This window comes from Microbacterium sp. (assembly GCF_035687345.1).
In the GTDB taxonomy this organism is placed as follows: Bacteria; Actinomycetota; Actinomycetes; order Actinomycetales; family Microbacteriaceae; genus Microbacterium.
Map to the genome: position 1 here is coordinate 1 of NZ_DASRXZ010000060.1, position 23,734 is coordinate 23,734.

At 70.5% G+C, this 23,734-nt stretch carries 28 protein-coding genes and 1 pseudogene; 22 read left to right on the forward strand and 7 right to left on the reverse strand.

What is annotated here, in order from left to right:
* The 22 genes and pseudogenes from VFF97_RS07175 to VFF97_RS07280 form a co-directional block, all read left to right on the forward strand.
* Window positions 1–298, forward strand: a pseudogene (locus VFF97_RS07175) (EscN/YscN/HrcN family type III secretion system ATPase); the annotation flags it as partial.
* Window positions 295–720: a hypothetical protein gene (locus tag VFF97_RS07180; RefSeq protein ID WP_325032807.1), complete on the forward strand. Its 426-nt coding sequence runs from the start codon at window positions 295–297 to the stop codon at window positions 718–720. The pseudogene VFF97_RS07175 and the gene VFF97_RS07180, both read left to right, overlap by 4 nt.
* Window positions 717–1,952 (forward strand): flagellar hook-length control protein FliK, encoded by a 1,236-nt coding sequence (locus VFF97_RS07185; protein ID WP_325032808.1) that lies wholly within the window; start codon window positions 717–719, stop codon window positions 1,950–1,952. The genes VFF97_RS07180 and VFF97_RS07185 overlap by 4 nt, the downstream gene beginning before the upstream one ends.
* A 14-nt stretch (window positions 1,953–1,966) precedes the next feature.
* Window positions 1,967–2,383 carry a flagellar hook assembly protein FlgD gene (locus VFF97_RS07190; RefSeq protein WP_325032809.1) on the forward strand — a complete coding sequence of 139 codons (417 nt, stop codon included), beginning with the start codon at window positions 1,967–1,969 and terminating at the stop codon, window positions 2,381–2,383.
* A gap of 36 nt (window positions 2,384–2,419) precedes the next feature.
* The gene (locus VFF97_RS07195; protein ID WP_325032810.1) at window positions 2,420–3,586 is read left to right on the forward strand and encodes a flagellar hook protein FlgE; all 1,167 of its coding nucleotides are present in this window, start codon (window positions 2,420–2,422) and stop codon (window positions 3,584–3,586) included.
* A 133-nt stretch (window positions 3,587–3,719) separates the two neighbouring features.
* Entirely contained in the window at window positions 3,720–3,935 is a 216-nt protein-coding gene (locus VFF97_RS07200) for a flagellar FlbD family protein (protein ID WP_325032811.1), read from the forward strand.
* Window positions 3,936–3,937: 2 nt separating this feature from the next.
* Entirely contained in the window at window positions 3,938–4,723 is a 786-nt protein-coding gene (locus tag VFF97_RS07205; RefSeq protein WP_325032812.1) for a motility protein A, read from the forward strand.
* The gene (locus tag VFF97_RS07210; RefSeq protein ID WP_325032813.1) at window positions 4,720–5,535 is read left to right on the forward strand and encodes a flagellar motor protein MotB; all 816 of its coding nucleotides are present in this window, start codon (window positions 4,720–4,722) and stop codon (window positions 5,533–5,535) included. Before VFF97_RS07205 ends, VFF97_RS07210 begins: the two co-directional genes overlap by 4 nt.
* Window positions 5,532–6,443 (forward strand): flagellar motor switch protein FliM, encoded by a 912-nt coding sequence (locus VFF97_RS07215; protein ID WP_325032814.1) that lies wholly within the window; start codon window positions 5,532–5,534, stop codon window positions 6,441–6,443. Before VFF97_RS07210 ends, VFF97_RS07215 begins: the two co-directional genes overlap by 4 nt.
* Entirely contained in the window at window positions 6,443–7,102 is a 660-nt protein-coding gene (locus tag VFF97_RS07220; RefSeq protein WP_325032815.1) for a FliM/FliN family flagellar motor switch protein, read from the forward strand. Before VFF97_RS07215 ends, VFF97_RS07220 begins: the two co-directional genes overlap by 1 nt.
* Before the next feature lie 2 nt (window positions 7,103–7,104).
* Window positions 7,105–7,578, forward strand: coding sequence for a flagellar biosynthetic protein FliO (locus VFF97_RS07225; protein ID WP_325032816.1), 474 nt, complete (start codon window positions 7,105–7,107; stop codon window positions 7,576–7,578).
* Between the two features lie 111 nt (window positions 7,579–7,689).
* Window positions 7,690–8,469: a flagellar type III secretion system pore protein FliP gene (fliP, locus tag VFF97_RS07230; protein WP_325032817.1), complete on the forward strand. Its 780-nt coding sequence runs from the start codon at window positions 7,690–7,692 to the stop codon at window positions 8,467–8,469.
* Complete coding sequence (gene fliQ / locus VFF97_RS07235) at window positions 8,466–8,744, forward strand: flagellar biosynthesis protein FliQ (RefSeq protein WP_325032818.1); 279 nt, start codon at window positions 8,466–8,468, stop codon at window positions 8,742–8,744. The genes fliP and fliQ overlap by 4 nt, the downstream gene beginning before the upstream one ends.
* Window positions 8,741–9,502 carry a flagellar biosynthetic protein FliR gene (locus tag VFF97_RS07240; protein ID WP_325032819.1) on the forward strand — a complete coding sequence of 254 codons (762 nt, stop codon included), beginning with the start codon at window positions 8,741–8,743 and terminating at the stop codon, window positions 9,500–9,502. The genes fliQ and VFF97_RS07240 overlap by 4 nt, the downstream gene beginning before the upstream one ends.
* Window positions 9,499–10,602 (forward strand): EscU/YscU/HrcU family type III secretion system export apparatus switch protein, encoded by a 1,104-nt coding sequence (locus VFF97_RS07245; RefSeq protein ID WP_325032820.1) that lies wholly within the window; start codon window positions 9,499–9,501, stop codon window positions 10,600–10,602. The genes VFF97_RS07240 and VFF97_RS07245 overlap by 4 nt, the downstream gene beginning before the upstream one ends.
* 46 nt (window positions 10,603–10,648) lie before the next feature.
* Window positions 10,649–12,715 carry a flagellar biosynthesis protein FlhA gene (locus VFF97_RS07250; protein ID WP_325032821.1) on the forward strand — a complete coding sequence of 689 codons (2,067 nt, stop codon included), beginning with the start codon at window positions 10,649–10,651 and terminating at the stop codon, window positions 12,713–12,715.
* A gap of 86 nt (window positions 12,716–12,801) precedes the next feature.
* Entirely contained in the window at window positions 12,802–13,050 is a 249-nt protein-coding gene (gene csrA, locus VFF97_RS07255) for a carbon storage regulator CsrA (RefSeq protein ID WP_325032822.1), read from the forward strand.
* Between the two features lie 133 nt (window positions 13,051–13,183).
* Complete coding sequence (gene flgN / locus VFF97_RS07260) at window positions 13,184–13,648, forward strand: flagellar export chaperone FlgN (protein ID WP_325032823.1); 465 nt, start codon at window positions 13,184–13,186, stop codon at window positions 13,646–13,648.
* 8 nt (window positions 13,649–13,656) lie between these two features.
* Window positions 13,657–15,063 (forward strand): flagellar hook-associated protein FlgK, encoded by a 1,407-nt coding sequence (flgK, locus tag VFF97_RS07265; protein WP_325032824.1) that lies wholly within the window; start codon window positions 13,657–13,659, stop codon window positions 15,061–15,063.
* Between the two features lie 16 nt (window positions 15,064–15,079).
* Window positions 15,080–15,967, forward strand: a complete 888-nt coding sequence (gene flgL, locus VFF97_RS07270; RefSeq protein WP_325032825.1) for a flagellar hook-associated protein FlgL — start codon at window positions 15,080–15,082, stop codon at window positions 15,965–15,967.
* Entirely contained in the window at window positions 15,964–16,350 is a 387-nt protein-coding gene (locus VFF97_RS07275) for a flagellar assembly protein FliW (protein WP_325032826.1), read from the forward strand. Before flgL ends, VFF97_RS07275 begins: the two co-directional genes overlap by 4 nt.
* 203 nt (window positions 16,351–16,553) lie before the next feature.
* Entirely contained in the window at window positions 16,554–16,865 is a 312-nt protein-coding gene (locus VFF97_RS07280; RefSeq protein WP_325032827.1) for an HU family DNA-binding protein, read from the forward strand.
* Window positions 16,866–16,943: 78 nt separating this feature from the next.
* On the opposite strand, the gene VFF97_RS07285 is transcribed toward VFF97_RS07280, so the two are convergent.
* From VFF97_RS07285 to VFF97_RS07315, 7 genes are all read right to left on the reverse strand, one after another.
* Window positions 16,944–18,035, reverse strand: coding sequence for an AAA family ATPase (locus VFF97_RS07285; protein WP_325032828.1), 1,092 nt, complete (start codon window positions 18,033–18,035; stop codon window positions 16,944–16,946).
* Between the two features lie 163 nt (window positions 18,036–18,198).
* Window positions 18,199–18,660: an isoprenylcysteine carboxylmethyltransferase family protein gene (locus VFF97_RS07290; RefSeq protein ID WP_325032829.1), complete on the reverse strand. Its 462-nt coding sequence runs from the start codon at window positions 18,658–18,660 to the stop codon at window positions 18,199–18,201.
* 43 nt (window positions 18,661–18,703) lie between these two features.
* The gene (locus tag VFF97_RS07295) at window positions 18,704–20,395 is read right to left on the reverse strand and encodes a hypothetical protein (RefSeq protein WP_325032830.1); all 1,692 of its coding nucleotides are present in this window, start codon (window positions 20,393–20,395) and stop codon (window positions 18,704–18,706) included.
* Between the two features lie 188 nt (window positions 20,396–20,583).
* A complete protein-coding gene (locus VFF97_RS07300; RefSeq protein WP_325032831.1) occupies window positions 20,584–20,946 on the reverse strand; it encodes a YciI family protein in 363 nt (120 codons plus the stop codon).
* Between the two features lie 107 nt (window positions 20,947–21,053).
* Window positions 21,054–21,671 (reverse strand): TetR/AcrR family transcriptional regulator, encoded by a 618-nt coding sequence (locus VFF97_RS07305; protein ID WP_325032832.1) that lies wholly within the window; start codon window positions 21,669–21,671, stop codon window positions 21,054–21,056.
* An 8-nt stretch (window positions 21,672–21,679) separates the two neighbouring features.
* Window positions 21,680–22,864 carry an FAD-binding domain gene (locus VFF97_RS07310; protein ID WP_325032833.1) on the reverse strand — a complete coding sequence of 395 codons (1,185 nt, stop codon included), beginning with the start codon at window positions 22,862–22,864 and terminating at the stop codon, window positions 21,680–21,682.
* Window positions 22,865–23,027: 163 nt separating this feature from the next.
* On the reverse strand, window positions 23,028–23,729 hold the full coding sequence (locus tag VFF97_RS07315; protein ID WP_325032834.1) for a hypothetical protein: 702 nt from the start codon (window positions 23,727–23,729) through the stop codon (window positions 23,028–23,030).
* Window positions 23,730–23,734 lie beyond the last annotated feature (5 nt).

Sequence of the window (23,734 nt, forward strand, 5' to 3'; positions counted from 1 at the left end):
CCCCGCGATCGACGTGCTCGGCTCGGTGTCGCGCGTCGAGTCGAAGGTCACGGGGGCTGCGCAGCGCGAGGCATCCGTCGCCCTCCGCAGCGTGCTCGCCGCGCGCCGCGCTGCGGCCGACCTCATCGACATCGGCGCCTACCGGCAGGGCGCGAACCCGCTCGTCGACGCGGCGCTCGCGCACGAGAGTGCGATCGACCGCTTCCTCACGCAGGGCATGGACGACCTCGCCGACGTCGACGATTCCTGGCAGCGGCTCGCTGCCCTCACCACCGAGTTCGGAGGGCTGACGCCATGACATTCCCCCTGGCAGGACTTCTCCGCGTGCGCGAGCTCCAGGAGCGCCTCGCCGCGGAGCGGCTGTCGCACGCGACCGCCGAGCGCGCCGAGGCCGAGGCCGCCCGTGACCGCGTCTCGTCGAGCCTCGCGGACATCGCCGTCGCGGTCGGAGACCCGCGGATGCTGCTGGCCATGGCCGCGGCGCGTTCCGCCGGCAGCAGCGCGCTGAGCGACCTCCAGGCGCTCACCGAGCTGCGGCGGCAGGAAGAGGACCGCGCGAAGTCCGCCCACGTCGAGGCGCGCCGCGAGCTCAAAGGGCTCGAGCGCCTGGAGCTCGCCCACCGCACGCGCACCGCGAAGGCGCAGCGCGACGCCGAGCAGACCGCCATCGACGAGATCGCCGTCGTGCGGTCGGCGCGTCGAGAGGGGAGCGCGGCATGAGCGGACTGCCCGTGATGACCCTGCTCGCGGCCCCGGCCGCTGCGCCGGTCTCGGGAGTGGACCGTGGTCGAGCGGTCGAGGCGACCGGGACGCGGTTCGGCGTCGCCCTCGCGCTCGCCGCGCGGGAACTGCCGCTGGTCGAGGTCGCCGGATCGGACGACTCGACCGACGCGCCCGCCCGAGAATCCGAATCGACGGATGCCCCCACCCCCGCCGCGGGGCTCACGGACAGCGCGAGCGGCGGAGCGTCCGACGTCGTCGGTCCGCCGCTGCAGCCGGCATCCGCCCCGGTACTCCTCGCGGACGCCCCTCAGCCCGGCGTGGCAGTGACGCCGGGGCTCTCCGCGGTCGACGTCGGCGCGCCTGCCGTGTCGGGCGAAGGCGCGGCGCCACCGCCGGCGTCCGCGGCAGCCGTCTCCAGCACCGCGGCCGAGTCAGTCGCGTCGGCCTCGGCCGCCGGCGAGGTGTCCGCCCCGCGACCGGAGGCCGCGCCCGCCCGCGCCACTGCATCCGCGACAGCCGCGCCCCTCACCGCCGGGCCGCGAGCGACGCCCGTCGCTCCGGATGCGTTCCAGCCGACCACGCCCGAGCGCCCGTCGAACCCTCCTCAGCTCCCCACCGTGCCGCCGACGCTCGCTCCTCGCGAGGCCGCGGAGGCGGGTGAGACCGGTCCCGGCCGCGTCACGCACGCCGCGCCCGCGGTCGCGCCGCCCGGGGCATCCGTCTCGGCGGCGCCGCCTGTCGAGGCATCCGATTCTTCGGCCGCCGCGCCCCGCGCGGTCGCCGCCCAGATCTCACCCGCCGTCATCGCGATCGCGCAGCGCCCGTCGGGCACGCATCAGCTCACGATGACCGTGCACCCCGAGAGCCTCGGCCCGGTCACGGTGCGGGCGCACATCAGCGCCGGCGGTGACGTGCAGGTCGAGCTGCTCGGCGCGACCGACGCCGGGCGCGACGCCCTGCGCGCGATCGTCGCCGACCTGCGCCGCGATCTCGCCGCCGTCATGCCGAACGCGAGCCTCAGCCTCGCCTCGAACACGGCCGGTGAGGCCGGCGCCCACGACCGCGGTGCGCAGCCCGGCGTCGGGGAGCGCGCCGGCGACCAGCCCTGGGGCGGGGCGCAGCGCCCCGGAGGCGAGACCGCACCGCGCGCCGCAGTCGGCGCCTCCGACCGCACCGCCCCGACCACTGCCCACGCCGCCTCCGGCGCCGGGCTCGACATCTTCGTCTGAGGAAGGAGCGCACGATGACCGTCGAAGCCGTCACCTCGACCCCGCCGACATCCCTGTACACGGGCGGCACCGTCGACCCCGCCGCACGCAAGCAGGTGCTGGACGGCGAGGTGTTCCTGCGGCTGCTCGTGACGCAGCTGACGCATCAGGATCCGTCCAACCCCATGAACACGAACGAGATGATCTCGCAGACGACCCAGCTGGCGATGATGGAGCAGCTCACCGCCCTCACCGACACCGGCAGCGAGGCCTTCGCGCTCAACATGCGTCACGCGGCGACGGCCCTGATCGGCCGCGAGGCCGGGTACGAAGACGCCGACGGTCGCCTCGTGACGGGCACCGTGACGAGGGTCTCGTTCGACGGGCCCATCCCGCACGTGACGATCGGCGACACCGCCGTCCCGCTCGACATGATCACCGACATCTCCTGACACCGAACCCACTCCCCACAGGAAGAGACACACCCCATGCTTCGCTCGCTCTACTCCGGGATCTCCGGACTCCGCTCGCACCAGACGATGCTCGACGTCACGGGCAACAACATCGCGAACGTCAACACGGCCGGCTTCAAGGGCTCCTCGGTCGTGTTCCAGGACTCCCTCTCGCAGCTCATCGGCAACGCCGGCATCCCCGACGACCAGGTCGGCGGCCGAAACCCCGCGCAGGTCGGCCTCGGCGTGCAGGTCGCCGGCATCCGCACCAACTTCGCGCAGGGATCGGCGCAGGCCACCGGCCGCGGCGGCGACCTCATGATCTCGGGCGACGGATTCTTCGCCGTGCGCTCCGGCGGTGAGACGCTGTACACGCGTGCGGGCGCCTTCACGTTCGACTCGACCGGCAAGATGGTGACCGTCGACGGTGCGGTCGTGCAGGGCTGGGCCGCCGCGAACGGCGTCGTCAACACGGGTCTGGCTCCGGCCGACATCGTGCTGCCGCTCAATGCGATCTCGCCGGCCCGCGCCACGACCTCCGCCACCGTCACCGGCAATCTGCCCTCGACGGCGGATACCGGCGACACCCTCGTCCGCGACGTCACGGTCTACGACGCACAGGGCACGGCCTCCACGCTGAGCCTCACGTTCACGAAGACCGCCGCCGGATGGGACGTCGCCGAGCCCGTCAGCGGCGCGACCGGCTCGCTGACGTTCACCGACGGCGTGCAGACCGCCCCGGGGCTCACCCTCACGGCGGGTGCGCTGACGGTCGACCTCACCGCCGTCACCGGCTACGCCGACATGTCGACGGTCGCCGTCACCGGGCAGGACGGCGCGGCAGCCGGCTCGCTCAAGTCGTACAGCATCACCGGCGACGGCTCGATCATCGGCACCTTCAGCAACGGCCGCACCGAGACGCTCGCGAAGATCGCGATGGCGACGTTCGCCAACCCCGAGGGTCTCGAGAAGGCGGGCGGCACCGCCTACCGCGTCTCGGCGAACTCCGGTCAAGCGCAGTTCGGCGTGCCCGGTGCCGCAGGCTTCGGCGACCTCGTGTCGGGGGCGCTCGAGATGAGCAACGTCGACCTGTCGCAGGAGTTCACGAACCTCATCGTCGCGCAGCGCGGCTTCCAGGCGAACGCCCGCATCATCACGACGAGCGACGAGGTGCTGCAGGAGCTGACGCAGCTCAAGCGCTGACCGCTCCGACGAACGACGGATGCCCCCGCATCATCGGCCCGCCCCGGTTACCCGGGGCGGGCCTCGTCGCGATAGTCGGGGCCAGACCCCGTCCGCCCCTCGAGACCCCTCGCCCGAACCCGGAGTGCGCCCGATGATCACCGTCACTCGCCTGGACCACGCCAGGTTCGCGGTCAACCCGGACCTCATCGAGCGGGTGCACGCGGCGCCGGATACGACGCTGCACATGGTGGACGGGCACGTGTACGTGATCGAGGAGACGCTCGACCAGCTCACCGACCTGATCGTGGGGTATCGGGCCCGGGTCCTCGCCACGGCGCAGGCTCTCGTGGGGCGACCAGAGGTCTGATCGTGGATCCGGCATTCATCTTCGGCGTCGTCATCGCCTTCGGAGCTCTCCTCGCGATGATCACGATGGAGGGCGCGAGCATCGACGCCCTTCTGCTGCCCGCGCCGATGATCCTCGTGCTCGGCGCGACGATCGGCGTCGGCATCGCGAGCCACACGTTCCGCGACACGATCCTCGCCGTCAAGAGCCTCGGTCGCATGATCCGTGGGCCGAAGACGACCCCCGAGGCGGTGATCCCGTTCCTCGTGACGTACGCCGAACGGGCGCGCGGCGACGGACTGCTCTCGCTCGAGCGCGAGCTCGACGGCGCACCCGACGACTTCACCCGCAACGCGCTTCAGGCCCTCGCGGACGGCATGGACGCGAGGGATCTGCGGACCGTCATGGAGGACGAGACCTCCGCCGCATCCGCGCGCAATCGGGTCGCCGCGAAGTTCTACTCGTCGCTCGGCGGCTACGCGCCGACGATCGGCATCGTCGGCACGGTCGTGTCGCTCACCCACGTGCTCGAGCGCCTCGACGAGCCCGACCACCTCGGCCCCATGATCGCCGCGGCCTTCGTCGCGACCCTGTGGGGCCTGCTGTCGGCGAACTTCATCTGGCACCCGATCGCGGGCCGGCTGAACCGCATCGGGGCGTCCGACCAGGAGCGCATGAACCTCGTGACCGAGGGGATGCTCGCGATCCACGCCGGCAGCGCGCCTCACGTCGTGCAGGAGCGTCTCGAGGCGCTGGCCGGCGTGAAGGTGAGGGCCACCTCGAAGAAGCCCGAGGAGGTGCCGGCGTGAGCGCGATCAGCGGAGCCCGCGGGCGCCGCGAGGTCGAGTCGCACGAGCCCGACGAGCGATGGGCCGTGTCGTACGCCGACATGGTCACGGTGCTCATGTGCCTGTTCATCGTCCTGTTCGCGATGTCGACCGTCGACAAGGGCAAGTTCGAGCAACTCGCGAACAGCCTCGCGAGCGGGTTCGGCCGTGAGGTCGCAGAAGGTGGCGCCGACACCGTCGAAGGGCTCGTGATCCCGCCCGAGCTGCTCGACGAGAACGGGGTCGAGGAGCTCACGGCCCGCGCGACCACCGAGTACGAGTCGCTCGTCGAGCTGCGGGAGCGGATGCGCCAGGCGCTCGCCGCGAAGGGGCTCGAGCGGACCGTCGACTTCGTCATCGACGACCGCGGGCTCAAGGTCGGGCTCATCGGAGCCGAGACGTTCTTCGCCGACAACAGCACGCAGCTCTCGGCGAAGGCGGATGCCGTGCTCGACGCGATCGGCGATGTGCTCGCGGGCGTCGACAACGAGGTGAGCATCGAGGGGCACGCCGACCACCGGGCGGCCGTGCCGCCGTTCCCGACGAACTGGGAGCTCTCGAGCGGGCGCTCGACGCAGGTGGCCCGGTTCCTCGTCGAGCGCGAGGGTGTCGCCGGGGGAAGGGTCAAGGCGACCGGCTTCTCCGACACTCGGCCGCTCGCGCCGGGCGACGACGCGGCGGCGCTCGCGGTCAACCGGCGCGTGGACATCGTCGTCGAGTCGAAGGAGGAGGAGCGGGTCCGAGCGCTCCTTCCCGAACTCGTCGCTGCTGTGAAGGAGGCTGACCGACCGTGACCATCGTCGTGGAGGAACCTCGGACGGCCGGAGCCCCGGACGCCGCTGTGCAGCACGTCCCGTACGACTTCAGCCGTCCGGCGCAGCTGAGTCGCGAGAGCATCCGTCACCTCGAGGCGGCATTCGAGTCGTTCGCCCGCCTGTGGTCGTCGCAGCTGACCGCCAAGGTGCGGCTCCGCGTGCACGTCGCGCTCGAACGGGTCGAGCTCGTCACATACGAGGAGTACGCGAGCACGCTTCCCGGTACGACCGCGATGGTCACGGGAGCGTTCGCCGACCGCGAGGAGCCGTGCGTCGTGCAGTTCGGACTCGATAGCGCGCTGCTGTGGGTCGTGCAGATGATGGGCGGCAGGAGCACGACGCTGCCCGAGGGTCGCACGTTCACGCCGATCGAGCTCGCGCTCGTGCGGCACGTGATGGACGGCACCTTCGAGCACCTCGGTGCGAGCCTCGATCCACTGCTTCCGGATGCTCCGGTGTTCGGCGCCGTGCACTACAACCCGCAGTACATGCAGGTGATCTCGGCCGCCGCGGCGGTGATCGTCGCGCGGTACGCGATGCGCCTGGGCGATGCCGAGACCGCGGCGACCGTCATGCTCCCGGTCTCGGTCGTCGTCGACCGCCTCGCGGAGGCCGGCGACGGCGTCGCGCCCGGGCACACGGCCGAGCACACCCTCGACCAGGTCAGCCGTGCGCCGGTGGACGTCGCGCTGCGGCTCGCGCCCATCACCATCCGCGCGGGCGAGGTGCTCGAGCTCGCACCCGGCGACCTCCTCCGCTTCCCGCACCCCGAGACCAAGCCCTTCGAGCTCGTGGCCGGCGCGACGCCGATCGCGCGCGCGACACCCGGCGCGCGGGGCTCGCGTCTGGCCTGCACGATCACCACCGTCCACGAGGAGACCCGCTGATGAGCACCTTCCACGCGACCGCCGTCGCCGCCGCGATCGCCGGCCGGCTTCCGTTCGGGCATCCGGTCATCCCCACGCCGTCGACCGACCCCGGAGCCGTCGGTACCGCCGTCGTCGCGACCTTCGCGGGCGCATCCGGTGCGCGCATCGCGATCCAGGTGAACGACCCGTCGGCTCTTCAGGACGGCTCGGATGCCGCGCCCCTCGCCGACCGCCTGCATCCGGTCTTCGAGTCCGCCGTCGCCGTGCTCGGCCCCGGCACCCTCGGCGACACCCACGAGGTGAGCGCCCAGGAGGCCTTCACAGCGCCGGGCACCCAGGTGTTCGATCTGCTGAGCGCCGACGGCATGGTGGTCGCGCGCGCCGCCGTGACCCTCGACGCGGAGGACGGCGCACAGGCGCCCGCGCCGCCCCAGCGGCTCAGCCGCATCGCCGGCGTCGAGATGGATCTCGTCGTCGAGATCGGGCGAACCCGGATGCCGGTGCGCGACGTGCTCTCGCTCGAGCCCGGCCGCGTCGTCGAGCTCGACCGGGCGGCCGGGTCGCCCGCCGACATCCGCCTCAACGGCCGCCTCATCGGACACGGGACCGTCGTCGTCGCCGACGGCGACTTCGCGGTGCGCGTCGAGCGCATCCTCGAGGGTGCGGGGAGCGTCTGAGCATGGAAGACGTCCTCGTCGCAGCCCGCGTCATCGTCTCGCTCGGTGCGGTGCTCGGCCTGCTGCTGTGGCTGCGCCACAGCATCCGCAAGCGTCAGGGCGGCGGCAAGCCGTCGAAGGCGGCCGCGCCGGGCCCCGCGAAGCTCGTCGCGCTGCTGCCCCCGCGGTCCGCAGGAGCGTCGCGCGCGCGCCGTTCCGAGCGGATCGAGGTCGTGACGCGCGCCGGGCTCGGCGGCAAGGCGCAGCTCGTGGTGGCCGAGTACGGGGGGATCCGGTACATCCTCGGCGTCACCGAGCGCGGGATCAGCGTCGTGGACACACAGGAGGTCGCACCGATCGGGTACGGCGCTCTGCAGGGCATCTCACAGACCGGCCGGGGGGAGGGAGTCGGGCACGCGGACACCGGGGGGATCGAAGTCCGCAGCCTGACCCGCAGGGCGGCTCGCGGGTTACCGCGAGCCGCCCTGTCGCGATAGTCGGCGGGGAGCACGGATCGCTCGACACCCCCGGCTACGGATCGGCCACGCCACCATCTCCGGAGTGCCGTCTTGCCCGCATCCGCCTCGACTTCCGCGCCGCCCGCGCGCGTGACCCGGCGGACGGCAGCGGCGATCGCCGCGGGGCTCGTGATCGCCGTCGTCCTCGTGCTCGTCCAAGCGGGCGCGGGACATGCGGCGACCCCGCCCGTCGACGACGGCGGCGGGAGCGTCACGATCAACGGCATAGACGGCACGCCGTCGGCGAGCATCACGACGCTGCTCGGCATCACGGTGCTCAGCGTCGCGCCGGCGCTCCTGCTCATGATGAGCAGCTTCACGAAGATCTTCGTCGTCCTCGCGCTCACGCGGAACGCGCTGTCGCTGCCGTCGATCCCGCCGAACCAGGTGCTCGCGGGGCTCAGTCTCTTCCTGACGCTGTTCATCATGTGGCCGGTGCTCACCGACATCAACGAGATCGCCGTCACGCCGTTCACGGAAGGGGCGATCGACTTCAGCCAGGCGTTCGATCTCGCGCAGATCCCGCTCAAGGAGTGGATGCTCGGCTACACGCGCGAAGAGGACATCGCGCTCATGCATCGCGCGGCGCAGATGGCGAACCCGGCTGACCCGTCCAGTGTCCCTCTGTACACGCTGGTTCCCGCGTTCATGATCAGCGAGCTGAAGGCCGCATTCCTCATCGGGTTCGTCGTGTTCGTGCCGTTTCTCGTGATCGACCTCGTCGTGGCGAGTGCTCTCATGTCGATGGGCATGATGATGCTGCCGCCGGTGATGATCTCGCTGCCGTTCAAGATCCTGCTGTTCCTGCTCGTCGACGGCTGGGGCCTCGTCGTGACGGCGCTCGTGCAGTCCTACGGGAGCGGCGGATGAGCCCCGAATCGGTCATGGACATCGGCCTGGCCGCCCTCGTGGTCGGTGCGAAGCTGTGCGCGCCGCTGCTGGTCACCGCGCTCGTCGTCGGCTTCACCGTGTCACTCCTGCAGTCGATCACCCAGGTGCAGGAGATGACGATCTCGTTCGTGCCGAAGCTCGTCGCCGTCGGCATCGCGCTGCTGGTGTGCGGGCATTGGATGATCGCCGAGATCGTCGCGTTCACGAACGACCTCTTCGCGCAGCTCCCGTCGCTGCTGAACGGGGTGCCGTGAACATCCCCGTCGATTTCGTGTGGCTCGAGGCGACCGCGCTCGCGTGCGTGCGGATCACCGCGTTCCTCGTGTTCGCGCCGCCCTTCAGTCACGCGACCGTGCCGATGCGCATCCGCGCGATGCTCGGCGTGGGACTCGCGCTCGCCGTGTCTCCGGTCGCGGTCGCCGGCTACGAACGGCTCGACACGGGCGCGTTCCTGCTCGCGCTCGCCGGACAGGCGATCACGGGCGCGCTGCTCGGATTCCTCGTGCTCGTGATCTTCAGCGCGATCCAGGGGTCGGGCCACCTCATCGACACGTTCGGAGGCTTTCAGCTCGCGCAGGCGTTCGACCCCGGGATGGCGATCAACGGCGCACAGTTCACCCGACTGTTCCAGATGACCGCGATCGTGCTGCTGTTCGCCTCCGACGGTTACCAGCTCGTGCTCGCGGGGCTGATGCGCTCCTTCGACGCCGTGCCGGTGACGGGCATGATCGACCTCGCCCGTCCCGCCGACGTCCTCATCGGCGCCGCCGGACAGATGATGCTCAGCGCCGTGCAGATCGCAGGACCCCTGCTCATCGTGCTCGTGCTCGCCGACGTCGGCCTGGGCCTGGTCACACGGGTCGCGCCCGCCCTGAACGCGTTCGCGATCGGCTTCCCGCTCAAGATCCTCCTGACCCTGGCGCTCGTGGGACTCGTCTACATCGCACTCCCGAGCGTCGTCGCGGCCCTCGCGCAGGACGCCGCCCGGATGCTCGTGGGGGTGACACGATGAGTGAGACCGACACCGGCGAACGGACCGAGAAGGCGACCGATCGCCGCCTGCGCGAGGCCCGGAGGAAGGGTCAGCTCGGGCGCAGCCAGGACTTCACGGCCTGGATCTGCATCGCATCCGCCGCGGTCATGATGCCCTTCTCGATCGCCGCGGCCGCACAGGTGCTCACCGAGCAGTTCCTGCGGGTCGCGCAGGTCGCCCGACAGCCGACGAAGGTGAATGCGGTCGAGGCGCTGAGCGCGGCGATGGCCTCGATCGGCGGCGTCCTCCTGCCGATGCTCGTCGTCGTCCTCCTCGCGACCACCGCGACGGCCGTCGCGCAGGGCGGCATCCACCTGCGCGGAGTGACGCTCCGCGTCGAGCAGTTCGACATCGTCGCGGGACTCAAGCGCGTGTTCGGCAGGCGCGCGCTGTGGGAGGGCGTCAAGGCGCTGCTGAAGACCCTCGCGATCGGCGCGGCGCTGTGGATCGTCGTGTCGGGCCTCGTCCCCGTGCTGATGGACAGCGGGCGCCACACGATCGCGTGGCTGCTCGAAAGGGCCGGCGAAGGGGTCGTCGCGCTCCTCCAGGTCGCGGTCGTCGTCGGTGTGCTCCTCGCCGCGATCGACGTGGCCGTCGTGATGCGACGCAACCGCAAGCACACGCACATGACGAAGAAGGAGGCGAAGGACGAGCACAAGAAGAGCGAGGGCGACCCGCTCGTGCGCGCGCAGCGCCGCTCGCGCCAGCTCGCCCTGAGCCGCAACCGAATGATCGCCGCCGTCGGCGACAGCGACGTCGTGCTGCTCAACCCGACGCACCTCGCGGTCGCGCTCCGCTACGAGCCCGGCAAGTCCGCGCCGCGGATCGTCGCGAAGGGTGCGGGCGTCGTCGCGCAGAAGATCCGCGAACGCGCCGAAGAATCGGGCGTTCCGATGGTCCGCGACATCCCGCTCGCCCGGGCGCTGCACGCGGCGTGCGACATCGGGCAGGAGATCCCCGAGGAGCTCTACACCGCCGTCGCGCAGGTGCTCGCCTTCGTCGAGCACCTCAAGCGCCGAGGGTCTGCGCGCGGCACGCACACGATGCCCGCGGCGAGCACGAGGAGCCGCGGCCTCTGACGGATGCCGCCGCACACGACACGGAGAGAGACGAGAGGTCCGAGCCATGATCAGACAGCTGCTGTCGAAGGCGACCGTTCCCGTCGGGGTGGTCGGGATCATCTTGCTGCTCATCGTGCCGATCCCGACCGCTCTGCTCGACGTGCTCATCGTGGTGAACATCTCGTTCGCGCTGCTGATCCTGCTCACCGCGATGTTCGCGAAGAAGCCCCTCGACTTCTCGGTCTTCCCGAGCCTGCTCCTCGTGGCGACGCTCTTCCGGCTCGGTCTCAACGTGGCCTCGACGCGGCTCATCCTCGGCGAGGCCCATGCCGGACAGGTGATCCAGGCATTCGGCCAGATCACGATCAGCGGTTCGCTCGTGATCGGCGCGGTGATCTTCCTCATCCTCACCGTCATCCAGTTCGTCGTCGTCACGAAGGGCGCCGAGCGCGTCGCAGAGGTCGGGGCGCGGTTCACGCTCGACGCGATGCCCGGCAAGCAGATGGCGATCGACGCCGACCTGAACGCGGGGCTCATCACCGAGGAGGAGGCCCGCCGGCGCCGGGCCGAGGTCGCCGCCGAGTCCGACTTCTACGGCGCGATGGACGGCGCGTCCAAGTTCGTCAAGGGCGATGCGATCGCGGGCATCGTCATCGTCGTCATCAACTTCGTCGGCGGCATCATCATCGGCATGGCCCAACGCGGCATGGACATGGCGGATGCCCTGCAGAACTACAGCATCCTGACCATCGGCGACGGCCTCGTCACCCAGATCCCGGCGCTGCTCATGGCGGTCGCGACGGGCATGATCGTCACGCGCGAGAACACCGAGTCCGAGATCGGGCAGGCCGCGGGACGTCAGCTCATGCAGTCGCGCAACGCGCTGCTCATCACGGGCCTCGCGGCCATCGCGATGGGACTGATCCCGGGCATGCCGTTCCTCGCGTTCCTCGCGATCGGCGGCCTGCTGCTGTTCGCGGCGGCTCGTGTGAAGGCGAACCGCGCGCGCAAGGCGGCGGAGGCGGCAGAAGCGCAGGCGACCGAATCGGCGGATGCCGCGGCCGAGGGCCCCGACGAGCTCATGGACCGCATGCGCGTGCATCCGCTCGAGATCTCGCTCGCTCCCGACATCATCGACCTCGCCGCGGGCGGCGCGGGCGACCTCCTGACTCGGGTGAAGTCGCTGCGGCGCAAGCTGGCGCTCGAGCTCGGCATCATCATGCCGCCGGTGCGGACGCGCGACAATGTCGAGCTCCCCGCCGAGACCTACGCGATCCTCATCGCCGGCGTCGAGGCGGGCCGCGGGAGCGTGCCGCGCGGACACGTGCTCGCGATCGGCGCCGACCTGGACCAGCTGCCCGGCAGGCGTGTCACGGATCCGGTCTTCGGGCTCGAGGGCAAATGGGTCCCGGCCGAGATGTCGCACGCGGCAGACATGGCCGGCGCTACCGTGATCGACCGCGCGAGCGTCATCATCACGCACCTCTCCGACCTCGTGCAGGCGCAGGCCGACCGGCTGCTCTCGCTCGAAGACGTCCGGCAGCTCACGGAGCACCTGAAGCAGACGCATCCCGCGACGGTCGAGGAGCTCACGCCGGCCGTGCTGTCGCTCGCGGGCATCCAGAAGGTGCTGGCGGGACTGCTCGCCGAGCGCGTCCCGATCGTCGACCTGGCCCGGATCTTCGAGGCGCTCGTGCTGCGGGGCAAGACGACGACCGAGACCCCGATGCTCATCGAGGCCGCGCGCACCGCGCTCGGGCCTGCGATCGCCGCGCGCTTCGCCGAAGACGGCCGGATCCGCGTGCTCATGTTCGATCCGCTGCTCGAGCAGCAGCTTCTCGAGGGCATGCGGGTCGTCGACGGCCAGCCGCAGATCGTGCTGGCACCGGATGCCACGCTCGACCTCCTCGACAGCATCCGTCGCACCGTGGACGAACTGGACCGATCGGGTCCGGAACCGATCCTCGTGTGCGCGCCGTCGCTGCGGCAGGCCGTGCGCAGAATGGTCGCGACGCAGGTGCGAGGGCTGCCCGTGCTGTCGTACGACGAAGCCGCGGCGGGCGGCTTCGCCACCGACGTCGTGGGGGTGATCCGCTTGTCGCAGCCTGCGCTCCCCGCTGTCAATCCGTAGGATTCCGCTCGTATATCAGCGGATATGGGTTACGGTGAACAGAGGACGAGCGCAACGCGCTCACGCCACGGAGGGCGGACGAGAACATGCTGGTACTCACGCGACGAGCGGGTGAGAGCATCCTGATCGGCGACGACATCACCGTCACGATCCTGGGCGTCACACCCGGTGGAGTGCGCGTCGGCATCGACGCGCCGCGCGACATGCGCATCCACCGCGCCGAGATCGTCGTGGCGGTCAGCGACGAGAACAGGGGTGCGGTGCAGTCGTCGTCCGACGACGCGGCCGAGAGTGCGCTGCTGAACGCACTCGGACGTCGCCCCGAGGCGGAGTGACGGGCCGACGGACCGAGGACGGAAGGGTTACGTCGGGTGTGCGCTGTCGCGATAGTCGTGCACGTGACGGGCGACCCCGTCGCCAGACTTCGACCCGACGAGGTGACCGCCCGTGTCCGCTCATGAGCTGAGCATGCATCTGATGCGAGAGCGCGAGATGCTCGAGCTGCTGCTCTTCAAACTCGACGTGCAGCAGATGCTCTTGGCGACCGGACGGACCCGGTGGATTCCGCAGACCGTGAGCGAGATCGAGCGCGTGCTGGCTGCGATCCCGGTCACGGCGCTCACGCGCGACACCCTCGTCGTCGCGGTGGCCGACGAGTGGGGCGTTCCCGATGCCACGACCCTGCGCGAGCTCATCGATGCCGCCCCGAGCTGCGCGTGGCGCGAGGTGCTGAGCGGCCACTTGGAGGCGATGCTCGGCCTGGCCGCCGAGATCGGCGAGTTGAAGAAGCTCAACGAGCAGCGCCTGCGCACGGCACTCCGCGTCACGCAGGAGACGATCGCCGGCCTGGGCGTGCCCACCGGAGAGTACGACCAGTCCGGTGACGTCGTCCGCGACGGCAGCGGCTCCCGACTCCTCGACACGAAGGTGTGAGGCCGCCTGTGTCCACGTTCTCCGGCATCCGCCTCGCCGAATCCGGCCTCGTCGCAGCCCGGACGGGGATGAATCTCACGGGCCAGAACATCGCGAACCAGACCACGGTCGGCTACACGCGTCAGCGTGTCGAGCAGACGCCCGCGCCTGCACCCGGGCTGACGGGCCTGTGGCCCTCGACGCTCGCGGTCGGCGGTGGAGTCGGCGTGGCCGCGATCGCGCGGCTGGGCGACGAGGTGCTCGACGCGCGCGTGCGTGACGCGCTGTCGGCGTCGGGGTTCTGGAGCGCCCGTGCGGCCGCGGCGAGCCGGGCGGAGGCCGCGATGGCCGAACCGACCGAGGACGGTCTCGCCGCAACCCTCGACCGCTTCTGGGCGGGGTGGTCGGATCTCGCCAACGATCCGGATGCCTCGGCCGCCCACGTCGTGCTCACGAACGCCCGCGTGCTCGTCGGGCAGCTCGCCGCCGGGTACCGGTCGGTCGCGAACCAGTGGTCCGGTCTGCGTCAGCAGGTCGACCGCCAGATCGCGGACGTGAATGCTGCGGCGGGGCAGGTCGCCGTGCTCAACGGGCAGATCCGCGAGGCGATGCAGTCCGGGCGCAACGCGAACGAGCTGATCGACCAGCGCAATCTCATCGTCCAGCAGCTGTCGACGACGGTCGGCGCGACGGCCGTCATCGAGGCGGACGGAACGCTCACGGTCCGCGTCGACGGCAACGCACTGGTGTCGGGCGACCGCGCTCGCACCCTCGTCGTGGACGGTCCGGTCGACATCGCCGACGGCGGGCGCGTCACCGTCGCGTGGGCGGATCGGCCGGGAGTGGCCGTGGCGGTCACCGGGGGAGCGGTCGGAGGCACGATCTCCGCGCTCGCGCCGGAATCCGACGGAGGCTCGCTCGCCGCGGTCGCTGCGGCCTACAACCGCGTGGCGGCCGACCTCGCGACGGCGGTCAACGACATCCATCGCACCGGCGAGACGTCCGCCGGCGTGGCGGGCGGCGATTTCTTCGCGCTCGATGCCGCGGGTCCCGCCGCGCTCGGGCTCAGCGTCGTGCCGGAAGGAATCGAGGACCTCGCTCTGGCGGCCCCGGGCGCGGGCGCACTCGACACGACGATCGCCGACCGGATCAGCGCGCTGAGCACGTCCGCCTCGGGGCCGAGCGCGACGTGGTCGACGTTCGTCACCGGCTTCGGCGTCTCGGTCGCAGGCGACCTGCACCGCGCCGACATCGCCGACACGGGCGCTGTCGCCGCGATCGCTGCGCAGCAGTCGACCGCGTCGGTCGACGGTGACGAGGAGACGATAAGCCTCCTCACGTACCAGACCGCCTACCAGGCGTCCGCCCGCGTGCTCACCGCGATGGATGAGGCGCTCGACATCCTCATCAACCGAACCGGCCTCGTCGGCCGCTGATCGTCCTGGAGCCACGATGATCGGACGGATCACCAGCAGCACGATGACCCAGCAGACGCTTCACACCCTCCAGGCGAATCTCGCCCAGAGGGATCGGCTGATGAACCAGGCCACGTCGCAGCGCGCATTCCGGACGCCGAGCGAGGACCCCGCCGCCGCAGCGAGCGCGCTCGGAGTCCACAGCGAGCAGGCGCGCGTCGCGCAGTACGCCCGCAACCTCAACGATGCGATGGCGTGGGTGACGACCGTCGACACGGCGCTCGGCGCCGGCATCGATCTGCTCAACCGCGCTCGCGACCTCGTCGTGCAAGGCGCGAACTCCGGCGCGATGAGCCCCGCGGCCCGCGACGCGATCGCGGCCGAGCTGGAGAGCATCAGCGCCGGCTTGCTCGCACAGGCGAACACGACGCTCGCGGGGCGCAGCGTCTTCGCCGGCACGAGCGATGCGGGCCGGGCCTTCGAACCGGGGACCTTCACCTTCAACGGCACGACGGGGAGCGGTGTGCAGCGGCGGATCGGCGACAACGAGACGGTGCGCGTCGACAGCGACGGCGCGAGCGCGTTCGGGGAGGGTGCGACGAGCGTGTTCGCGCTCCTCAACGACATCGCCGCCGAGCTGCGGGCGGGCGACGAGATCGGGCCGAGGCTCGGCGAGATCGACGCGCGGCTCGAGAGCATGATCGCCGCGCGCGGCGCGACCGGCGCGCGCCATTCGCAGATCGAGCGGGCCTCCGCGCAGGACCTCGCCGTCTCGATCGACCTCGAAGCCCGCCGGGCCGAAGTCGAGGACGTCGACAGTCTCGAGGTGTTGATCCGGCTGCAGTCGGCCGAGCTCACGTTCCAGTCCGCGCTGCAGGTGACCGCCCGCGCTCTGCAGACCAACCTCTTGGAGTTCCTGCGATGAGCATGAGCACCGCGGCCGTCGTCGAGTTCGCATCGCCGCCGTTCGGGCTCGCGCCGCTCACGTCGTTCACGCTCGACCGCATCGACGGCGCCGAGGGCCTGTACGCGCTGCGCGCGAGATCAGAGGCGGTGCGGCTGTTCGTGCTCGACGTGCTGTCGGGCGACTTCGGCTATCGCCCGCAGCTGACCGACGGCATCCGTGATCTGATCGGGGCCGCACGCGACTCCGACGTGCGCGTGTTCGTCGTCGCCAATCCGGCCGATGACGGCGTCTACGTCAACCTGCGCGCGCCGATCGTCGTCCACCGCGAGACCGGATGCGCCGCCCAGGTGATCCTCGAAGATCAGGACTACCCGCTGCGGGCCCCACTCGTGGGATCCTGACACAAAAGCGGTGATAAACGAGTCGAAAATCGTGCATCGCCACCTTTACCAGCGAACTTGCCCATCAACGCGGTATCCTCGGATGAGGACGTGACCGCACACTGACCACGGCACGTCGTTCAAGTGGACAGAGTCCCGGTCTGGGTTGAGTTTTCCGGGGCTCACGTACCGCTCGCATCGGCGAGCAGCAGGGGATGGCAAGAATGAGCACGATTGCAGGGCTCGAGCAGGGGCGTGTGAGCAAGAGGGAGTTCGTGCAGCGCGTCGCGCGGCGCGGCAAGCTCCCGCTGGGGGTCACGCAGCAGGTCTACGACGCGTTCATCGAGGAGCTGATCGACCTGGTCTCGAAGGGGAACAAGGTCACGCTCACGGGATTCGGCAAGTTCTATCCGCAGGAGCACAAGGGTCACCGCGTGCGGTTCGCGGACGGTGACGGCTCCACCCAGATCGACGACTACACGGTGCTGAAGTTCTCGGCGACACGCGCGGTCAACCGGAGCGTCGCCGGTTCCTGACGACGGCACAGCCACAAGCCGCAACCACGAAGAGGCCCCGGGAGAGATCCCGGGGCCTCTTCAGCCCCCCGGCCGGTCTCAGAACGCGTCGAACGCGTAGGTGTTGTGCCCGACGAGCGTGAGCGACACGCTCACCGGCAGGTCGTCGGGAGTCTCGTCGTACTCGTCGAGGATGTCCGTCTTGTGGAGCGGGAGCTGGATCGACCCGTCCTCCTCGAACACGAGGTCGCGCGGGAGGAACGAGATGTACAGCGACCGCTGCTTGTTCCGCAGCTCGAGCGTGCGGGTGTCGTGGACGCGCTCGAACAGGTTGAGCGCCGTCTCGCCGGCGAGACAGCTGTCGTCGGCGAACCTCGCCTCGACCCGGTAGTGGCTGGGCTCGATGGCCTTGATGTTGAGGTCGTGGACGATCTCGGAGAACTGCGCGGTCGGGTTGTTGAGCTCGAACGCGATCGCCCGCAGATGGTCGTAGTTGAGTCGGACGCGGCGCGAGAACAGCGCGGCACTCTGGACCTCGGATGCCGGGGCCTCAGGCGCCTGATCGGTGAGGTACTGGCGGACCTCGTCGGGTCCGGGGTAGTCGAACCGCATGTGGTAGTGGAATCGGCCCGGCCGGTTGACGATGTACTGGCTCACATCGTGCACGTCGTTCACGGTGACGCAGTAGATGCGCTTCACCTGCGACATGCCGTCGAACAGCGAGAGGAACTGGTGCTGCCGGTTCACCTCGCCGTGGTGGAGCTGGCGTCCGTTCGGGAAGATCTTCTCGAACTCGTCGAAGATGATGAGGCACTCCTCGAGGCTGTCGAGGAAGTCGGCGATGCCGTCGGCGTCCTGCGTCACGAGCACCACCGGGATGCCGCGGGCGATCGCCTCCTGCCCGACCATGCGCAGGAACAGCGACTTGCCCTGGCCCTTGTCACCCGACAGCAGCACGCCCAGGCTGCGATCGGTGCGCTCGTAGGAGCGGAAGATCTTCTCGACCTTCTGCTCGCGCTGTCCGTAGACGCGCTCGCCGCCGGCGGTGAGGTTCTCGACCCTCAGGAGGCTGAAGCCTTCCTTCCCGTCGAAGTGAACGCGGTACGTGCCGAGCGGAAGCGACGCGTGCGTCTTGACGGAGGAGTCGTAGACGCGGATGCGAGTGCCTGTCTCAACGTATGTACTTGCCACGAGCGATCTCTCTCGATTCTCATGAAACTCTCATCTACCGGTCCGGAGACAAAAGTATCGGGAGCCGAGCGAGTTTGCATTTTCCGCTGGGAGTGTTGAGGTGAACTTGCGGAAATCCTGCGAAACGAGAAGAAAGCCGACGCTCAGGCGGCATCGACCGCACTCAGATCCAACGACGCACGCGGCGCCGATACGCCTCGTACTCCTCGCCGACCTTCGCCGCGAGATAGCGCTCTTCCGGAGCGATCGCACCCCACCACAACGCCGCGACCCCGACCGGGGTGAGGACGAGCGCCCAGAAGGACGGCCACATGAGCGCCGATCCGACATCGAGGGCGACGAGCCCCAAGTACAGGGGGTTCCGGCTCACTCCGAACGGGCCGCGATCGAGGATCGTGCGCGTCGGGTCGCCGGGGAGCAGACCGGTGCGCGCGCGGCCCATGAGCCACAGCGCCCATCCGTTCCAGAGCACGAAGGCGACGATGAGGACCGTGCCGACGACGCGCGAGGGACCCTCCGGCAGCGGGAGCGGGTCGCCCCACGCCCACGTGATGCCGAAGCCCGCGAGAAGCGGGACACCGAGCGCGACCGGTGGCCAGATGCGATACGCGGGCGCGTCGGCCATGCCCGAAGTGTACGTCTCCGCCGCTGCGGGCGTCGCAGCGGACTCAGCCGCAGTCGGGACGGCAGCCTCGCTGGGTGGTCGCGTCGACGAGCACCGTGCCGATGTCCGTCGGCTGCAGCGCCTGATACGCCGCGCCGTCGGTGGCGGCGGCGATCTCCTCGAGCGCGGCCTGGTCGGTGTCGGGGCCGTAGCCGATGGCGATCACCGCGACCGGCTTCGACGGATCCCGCAGCTTCTCGAGCTCGGCGAGGAGGCCGGGCAGGTCGAGGCCGTCGTCCTCCTCGTTGTAGCCGTCGGTGTTGAGCAGGACGAGGTTCACCTGCCCGGGCACGTAGGTCTCGCGCATGTACTTCACCGCCGCGAGGACGCTGTCGTACAGTCCGGTCCCACCGCCCACGAACCTGTCGAGCGAGTTCGCCGTGTCGATCGTGAGCTGCTTGTGCGCCGGGTCGCCGAGCGATCCGAACGGCACGATCTCCTGCCAGTCCTCTCCTCCGTTCCGACGGCTCGAGAAGACCCAGATGGCGAGCGAGGACTCGTCCGACATCGAGTCGATCGCGCGCACGGCCGCCTGCTCGAACAGATCGATCCGGCTCATGTCGGCGGTCGCGGGCTGCGCCATCGACCCCGACACGTCGTTGAGGGCCAGCATGCGCGACGGCGCGGTCAGGATCTCCCACGTGCGCAGCGCCTCGGCATGGTTCGCGCCGTCAGTGGGCTCTGTCACGGCGTCGGGGGCGCTGCCCCCGTCGGTGAGCGCCGCGCCTGAGGCGGAACGCAGGCCGTGCTCGGCGAGCAGGTCGCTCGCGTCGGCGACCGCCGCGGTGAGCGCGTCGACGGCCTCGAGAGTGTCGCCTGCGGCATCCGCGACCGTCACCAGCGACACCGTCACGGTGGGCTTCACGTCCACGGGGTAGATCGGCACCAGCGGAGCGGCGTCGCTGTCGGCGTACAGGGCCTGTTCGGTCGTGATGGCGACGGTGGGCGAGGCCGCAGCGGATGCCGCGGCCAGCGCGTCGCCCGTCGTGGGAACCACGGCCTCGGCGTCGAGGCCGAGTACGAGACCGGTGAACGCGCGTGCGTCGCCGCCGACCGCGGTCTGCAGCGCGAGCAGGGCCGCGGCGCTCGCCGACGCCGACGACGGGTCGGGCAGCACGGCCGCGACCGCACCCTGGGCGAGGCTTGCGAACCCGGCTTCGGCGCCGAGGGCACGCGCGGTGGGGTCGGTCGCCGCGAAGACCACCGGCGTGCTCGCGATGGGATCGCTGACGATGAGCTCCGGGGCATCCGCGCCCGCCAGCTCGCGCTGGCTGGAGACGCGCGCCGGCCACATCGACGAGTCGGGGACCCATACATCGAACTCCAGAGCGGTTCCCTGCGCCAGGGCGGCCGCGGTGACCGCGCTGTCTTCAGTCGTGATGGTCGTCTCCGGGCAGTCGGAGCGATCGCCCGCCATGTCGGCGACGATCGCCTCGAGCGCGCCGGCGACCACCGGGTCGGCCGTGATGTCGAGACTCGCGGGCAGGCAGTCACCCGCGACTGCGGGTTCCTGCGGCTGGCCGGACTCGCCGGCGGCCCCGCGGATGAACACGACGCTCAGCACGACGACGAGCGCGACGACGAGGGCGCCGGTGATGCTCAGGAGGATGATCGAGCGCCGGCGCCGCTGCTGCGCACGGGCGGCCGCGCGCGTGCGGATGCCGGCGGTATCGGTGCTCGGCTGCATTCGGACCACATGCACTCCGATGAACGGCGGGTGGGGAGCCCGCTACTGGGGAGACGGCGTCGTACCTGGGGACGGGGTCGTCCGTCTGGGGGAGACTCCAGGGGAGTCTAGGCGACGGTCGCCGAGACCCGAAAAGACGCTCTCCAGCCCCCGGGACTCCGTGCGGCATCCATCCCGCCTGGTCGATGTGCTCGCGGTTACTGCAGCGCACGCACCTCGACGGGCGACTGCACGGCGCGCGAAGCGCGCGCGGCCCACTCGATCGCGGTCGCCTCGTCGGGCGCCTCGATCACCCAGAATCCGCCCACGTACGCGGGCGCCTGCACGAACGGCTCGTCGAGCACGCGCACGTCGCCCGACGACGCGTCGACGGTCTTGGCGGTCGACGGCGGGTGGAGTCCGCCTGCGTAGCGCCACACGCCGGACTCCTTCAGTGCGGTGTTGAACTCCTCGACCGCGGCGATCACCGCGGCGAGCGCATCGGGGTCGCTCTCCTGCATCGAGGCCATGGTGGGCTCCGTCTCGGAGTCGTGGGGCATGGTCAAGAAGTACTCGTTCATCGGTCGATCCTCTCGTCGGGGCGCGGTGGACGCCCTCACTGAAGCGTCGAACGGGACCGACCGGAATCGACATGCGGTTGCGCGTTCGTCTTCGACCGCCTGGTCGGTCAGGGCTGGAGCGCCCGCCGCATGGTGCTCATGAGGGCGCGCACTGCGTTCTCGAGCCCTTCGTCGTCGGGTGGACGTGTGATGAGCCAGGTGTCGATCGCCTGCCCCATGCCCATCGCCAGGGCGATGATGAGGTCCGGGGGCAGGTCGGTGCGAACAGCGCCGATCGCCTGGCCCGTCGCGAGAGTCTGGGTGAGCCAGGGCATCGCCTCCTGCTCGGCCTCGTGCTGCGCGGAGCTCAGTGCGGGGATCCCCGTGCCGGACAGCCAGTCGCGCAGCACGGCGCCGAGCCGCGGAGAGGCGGCGAGCCTGCGCATGAGGTGCAGGTACTGCGACTCCAGCGACGCCCAGAAGGCGTCGGGGTCGGTGGGGGCGGGGAGCGCCACGCCCCCACCCTCGGCGAGCAGCTGCTCCAGGCCGTCACGGATGACGTGCGTGTACAGGTCCTCCTTGCCGTCGAAGTAGTAGTACATCGAGCCCTTGGAGACCCCGGTGTTCGCGATGATGCGGTTCAAGGACGCCCCGCGATAGCCGTGGGCCGCGAACTCGTCGAGCGCGGCGTCGAGGATCCTCGTCTGCTGCTCGTCAGTGAGTCGGCGGAAACGCGGGCGCGGCATGCGACCATTCAACCGGTCGGCGCCGGCGGGAGCTCGATCGGATCGCGCAGACTTCGTCCCATTGCGAGCCGCGACACGAGCGGGACGCCCATGAGGGCGATGACCGCCGTCCGGAGCCAGAGCTGGGCGCGGTTGCGCGGGGCGAACGCGGAACCGAGTCCGATCGCCGCATCCTGCTTGTCGCCGACCACCCACTTCAGCCGATCCTCATATGCGCCGAACGCCGCCCGGTGGTCGCCCTCCGTCTCGTGGAGCGCGCACGCGAGGACGTACGCCTCGACCATCGCCAACGCGGATCCCTGGCCCGCGAGCAGCGACGGGCAAGCCGCCGCATCGCCGATGAGCGCGACGCGGCCCTTCGACCACTGCGGCATCCGGATCTGGCTCGCCCGATCCATGTAGAACGTGCGCGCCCGCGGCATCTGCTCGAGGACGCCGGGAACCTCGCCGCCCATTCCGTGCAGTCGACGCCGCAGCAACGACTGCTGCTCGGCCACATCGTCGATCGGGACGTCGCCCTCGTGCCGGAAGATGAAGCAGAACATGGTGGCGTCGTCGTGGAGTGCCAACCGCAGCATCTGCGCACCGACCTCGGTGTGAGTCACCGCGATGAGCTCCTCGCGCGGTCGAAAGCCTTCGAGGTCGAAGGCGGCCACGGTGATCCCGAGGGAGCGCTCGAACTGCTTCTCGGGGCCGAACGAGAGCGAGCGGATGCGGGAGTGGAGCCCGTCCGCACCGACGACGAGGTCGAACTCGCGCTCCGCCCCGCTTTCGAACCGAACCCGCACGCGGGTGCCGTCGTCGTCGAGGGCCCGGACCGAGTCACCGAAGATCGTCTCTGCGCCGTCCTCCAGCGCGCAGTAGACGGCTCGCGAGAGATCGGATCGGCCGACGGTGACGTACCGGCCACCCGCGGCGCCTTCGATGACGCGCACCGGATCCAGGTGCGCGATCCGTCGACCGGTGCGTGACACTTCGCGCATCTCGCGGACGTGATACCCCTCGTCCATCAGTCGCGGGACGATGCCCATGCGCTCGGCCACATCGAAACCCGTGCCCCAGAAGTCGACGACGTACCCGCCCTCGCGCAAGTGAGGCGCGCGTTCGACAAGCGTCGGCTCGTGCCCCGCGCGCAGCAGCCAATATGCGAGCGTGGGCCCGGCGATGCCTGCCCCCGCGATGAGGATGTTCACGTCACACCTTCTTAGACCATCGGTTCGACCGCTGGTCTAAGTGTCTCACCGTCGCGGGAGCCGCGCCAGGGTGCCCGTCGATTCCGCGGCGCGCACGCCTGCAGCGGCAGCTCGGCTGGCGCGTCCGTGTGCCCGCGAACCTGGAAACCGTGCGGATCTCAGCTCAGCGCTGCGTGTCTTCGGGGACCTGCCCGTCGGAGCCCGCCGGCTCGCGGTCCTCCGAGTCACGGCCTCCCCGCAACGCGCGCCAGAGCACGAACACGCCGGCCGCGATGACCAGCACGGGCCACACGTAGTTGAGGACGACGAACCACTCGCCCGCGCCGAAGAGGATGACGACCCCGACGAGCGTGAGAGCAGCGGCGGGCACCCACGCCCAAACGCGACGTCCGGCGCCGCCGGGCAGCAGTGCGACGAGCGCGAACGTGATCGCGAGCCCGAACAGGAAGATCGCACCGGCCATCGACGCGCCCACGACTCCCGTCACGCCAGCGACGACGGCGACCGTGAGGAGTGCGCCGGCCGGGATGAGCGCCCACCATCTGGCGGTGTCGCGGAGGTACACCGCCCAGAACCCGAGGCTGAGCGCGCCGAGGAACGGCACCTCGGCCCACCGGCCGACGCCGGCGGAGTCGAGCTGCACGATCGTCGCGATCGCGGCGCCCGCGAGCGCCGCGCCGGGAAGCGCCGCCCACCAGGCGGCCCGGTCGGCGAAGAACACGTACCAGAAGACCGCGCCGCCCGCGGCGAGGAGCGCGGCCCAGAGGGTGGAAGTCCTCATCACTCCGGTCGCCTCCAGCAGGAGCAGCAGTCCGGCGACGAAGATCAGTGCGCCCAGCACGATCCGGACGGGGAGGCGTCTCATCCTCT

Coding starts and splice junctions, on each gene's coding strand:
- VFF97_RS07250 (WP_325032821.1), top strand. CDS start 10,649: ATGATCAGACAGCTGCTGTCGAAGGCGACCGTTCCCGTCGGGGTGGTC.
- VFF97_RS07245 (WP_325032820.1), top strand. CDS start 9,499: ATGAGTGAGACCGACACCGGCGAACGGACCGAGAAGGCGACCGATCGC.
- VFF97_RS07190 (WP_325032809.1), top strand. CDS start 1,967: ATGACCGTCGAAGCCGTCACCTCGACCCCGCCGACATCCCTGTACACG.
- flgL (WP_325032825.1), top strand. CDS start 15,080: ATGATCGGACGGATCACCAGCAGCACGATGACCCAGCAGACGCTTCAC.
- flgN (WP_325032823.1), top strand. CDS start 13,184: ATGCATCTGATGCGAGAGCGCGAGATGCTCGAGCTGCTGCTCTTCAAA.
- VFF97_RS07180 (WP_325032807.1), top strand. CDS start 295: ATGACATTCCCCCTGGCAGGACTTCTCCGCGTGCGCGAGCTCCAGGAG.
- VFF97_RS07280 (WP_325032827.1), top strand. CDS start 16,554: ATGAGCACGATTGCAGGGCTCGAGCAGGGGCGTGTGAGCAAGAGGGAG.
- VFF97_RS07300 (WP_325032831.1), bottom strand. CDS start 20,946: ATGAACGAGTACTTCTTGACCATGCCCCACGACTCCGAGACGGAGCCC.
- VFF97_RS07275 (WP_325032826.1), top strand. CDS start 15,964: ATGAGCATGAGCACCGCGGCCGTCGTCGAGTTCGCATCGCCGCCGTTC.
- csrA (WP_325032822.1), top strand. CDS start 12,802: ATGCTGGTACTCACGCGACGAGCGGGTGAGAGCATCCTGATCGGCGAC.
- VFF97_RS07315 (WP_325032834.1), bottom strand. CDS start 23,729: ATGAGACGCCTCCCCGTCCGGATCGTGCTGGGCGCACTGATCTTCGTC.
- VFF97_RS07220 (WP_325032815.1), top strand. CDS start 6,443: ATGAGCACCTTCCACGCGACCGCCGTCGCCGCCGCGATCGCCGGCCGG.
- VFF97_RS07185 (WP_325032808.1), top strand. CDS start 717: ATGAGCGGACTGCCCGTGATGACCCTGCTCGCGGCCCCGGCCGCTGCG.
- fliQ (WP_325032818.1), top strand. CDS start 8,466: ATGAGCCCCGAATCGGTCATGGACATCGGCCTGGCCGCCCTCGTGGTC.
- VFF97_RS07290 (WP_325032829.1), bottom strand. CDS start 18,660: ATGGCCGACGCGCCCGCGTATCGCATCTGGCCACCGGTCGCGCTCGGT.
- VFF97_RS07225 (WP_325032816.1), top strand. CDS start 7,105: ATGGAAGACGTCCTCGTCGCAGCCCGCGTCATCGTCTCGCTCGGTGCG.
- VFF97_RS07305 (WP_325032832.1), bottom strand. CDS start 21,671: ATGCCGCGCCCGCGTTTCCGCCGACTCACTGACGAGCAGCAGACGAGG.
- VFF97_RS07195 (WP_325032810.1), top strand. CDS start 2,420: ATGCTTCGCTCGCTCTACTCCGGGATCTCCGGACTCCGCTCGCACCAG.
- VFF97_RS07200 (WP_325032811.1), top strand. CDS start 3,720: ATGATCACCGTCACTCGCCTGGACCACGCCAGGTTCGCGGTCAACCCG.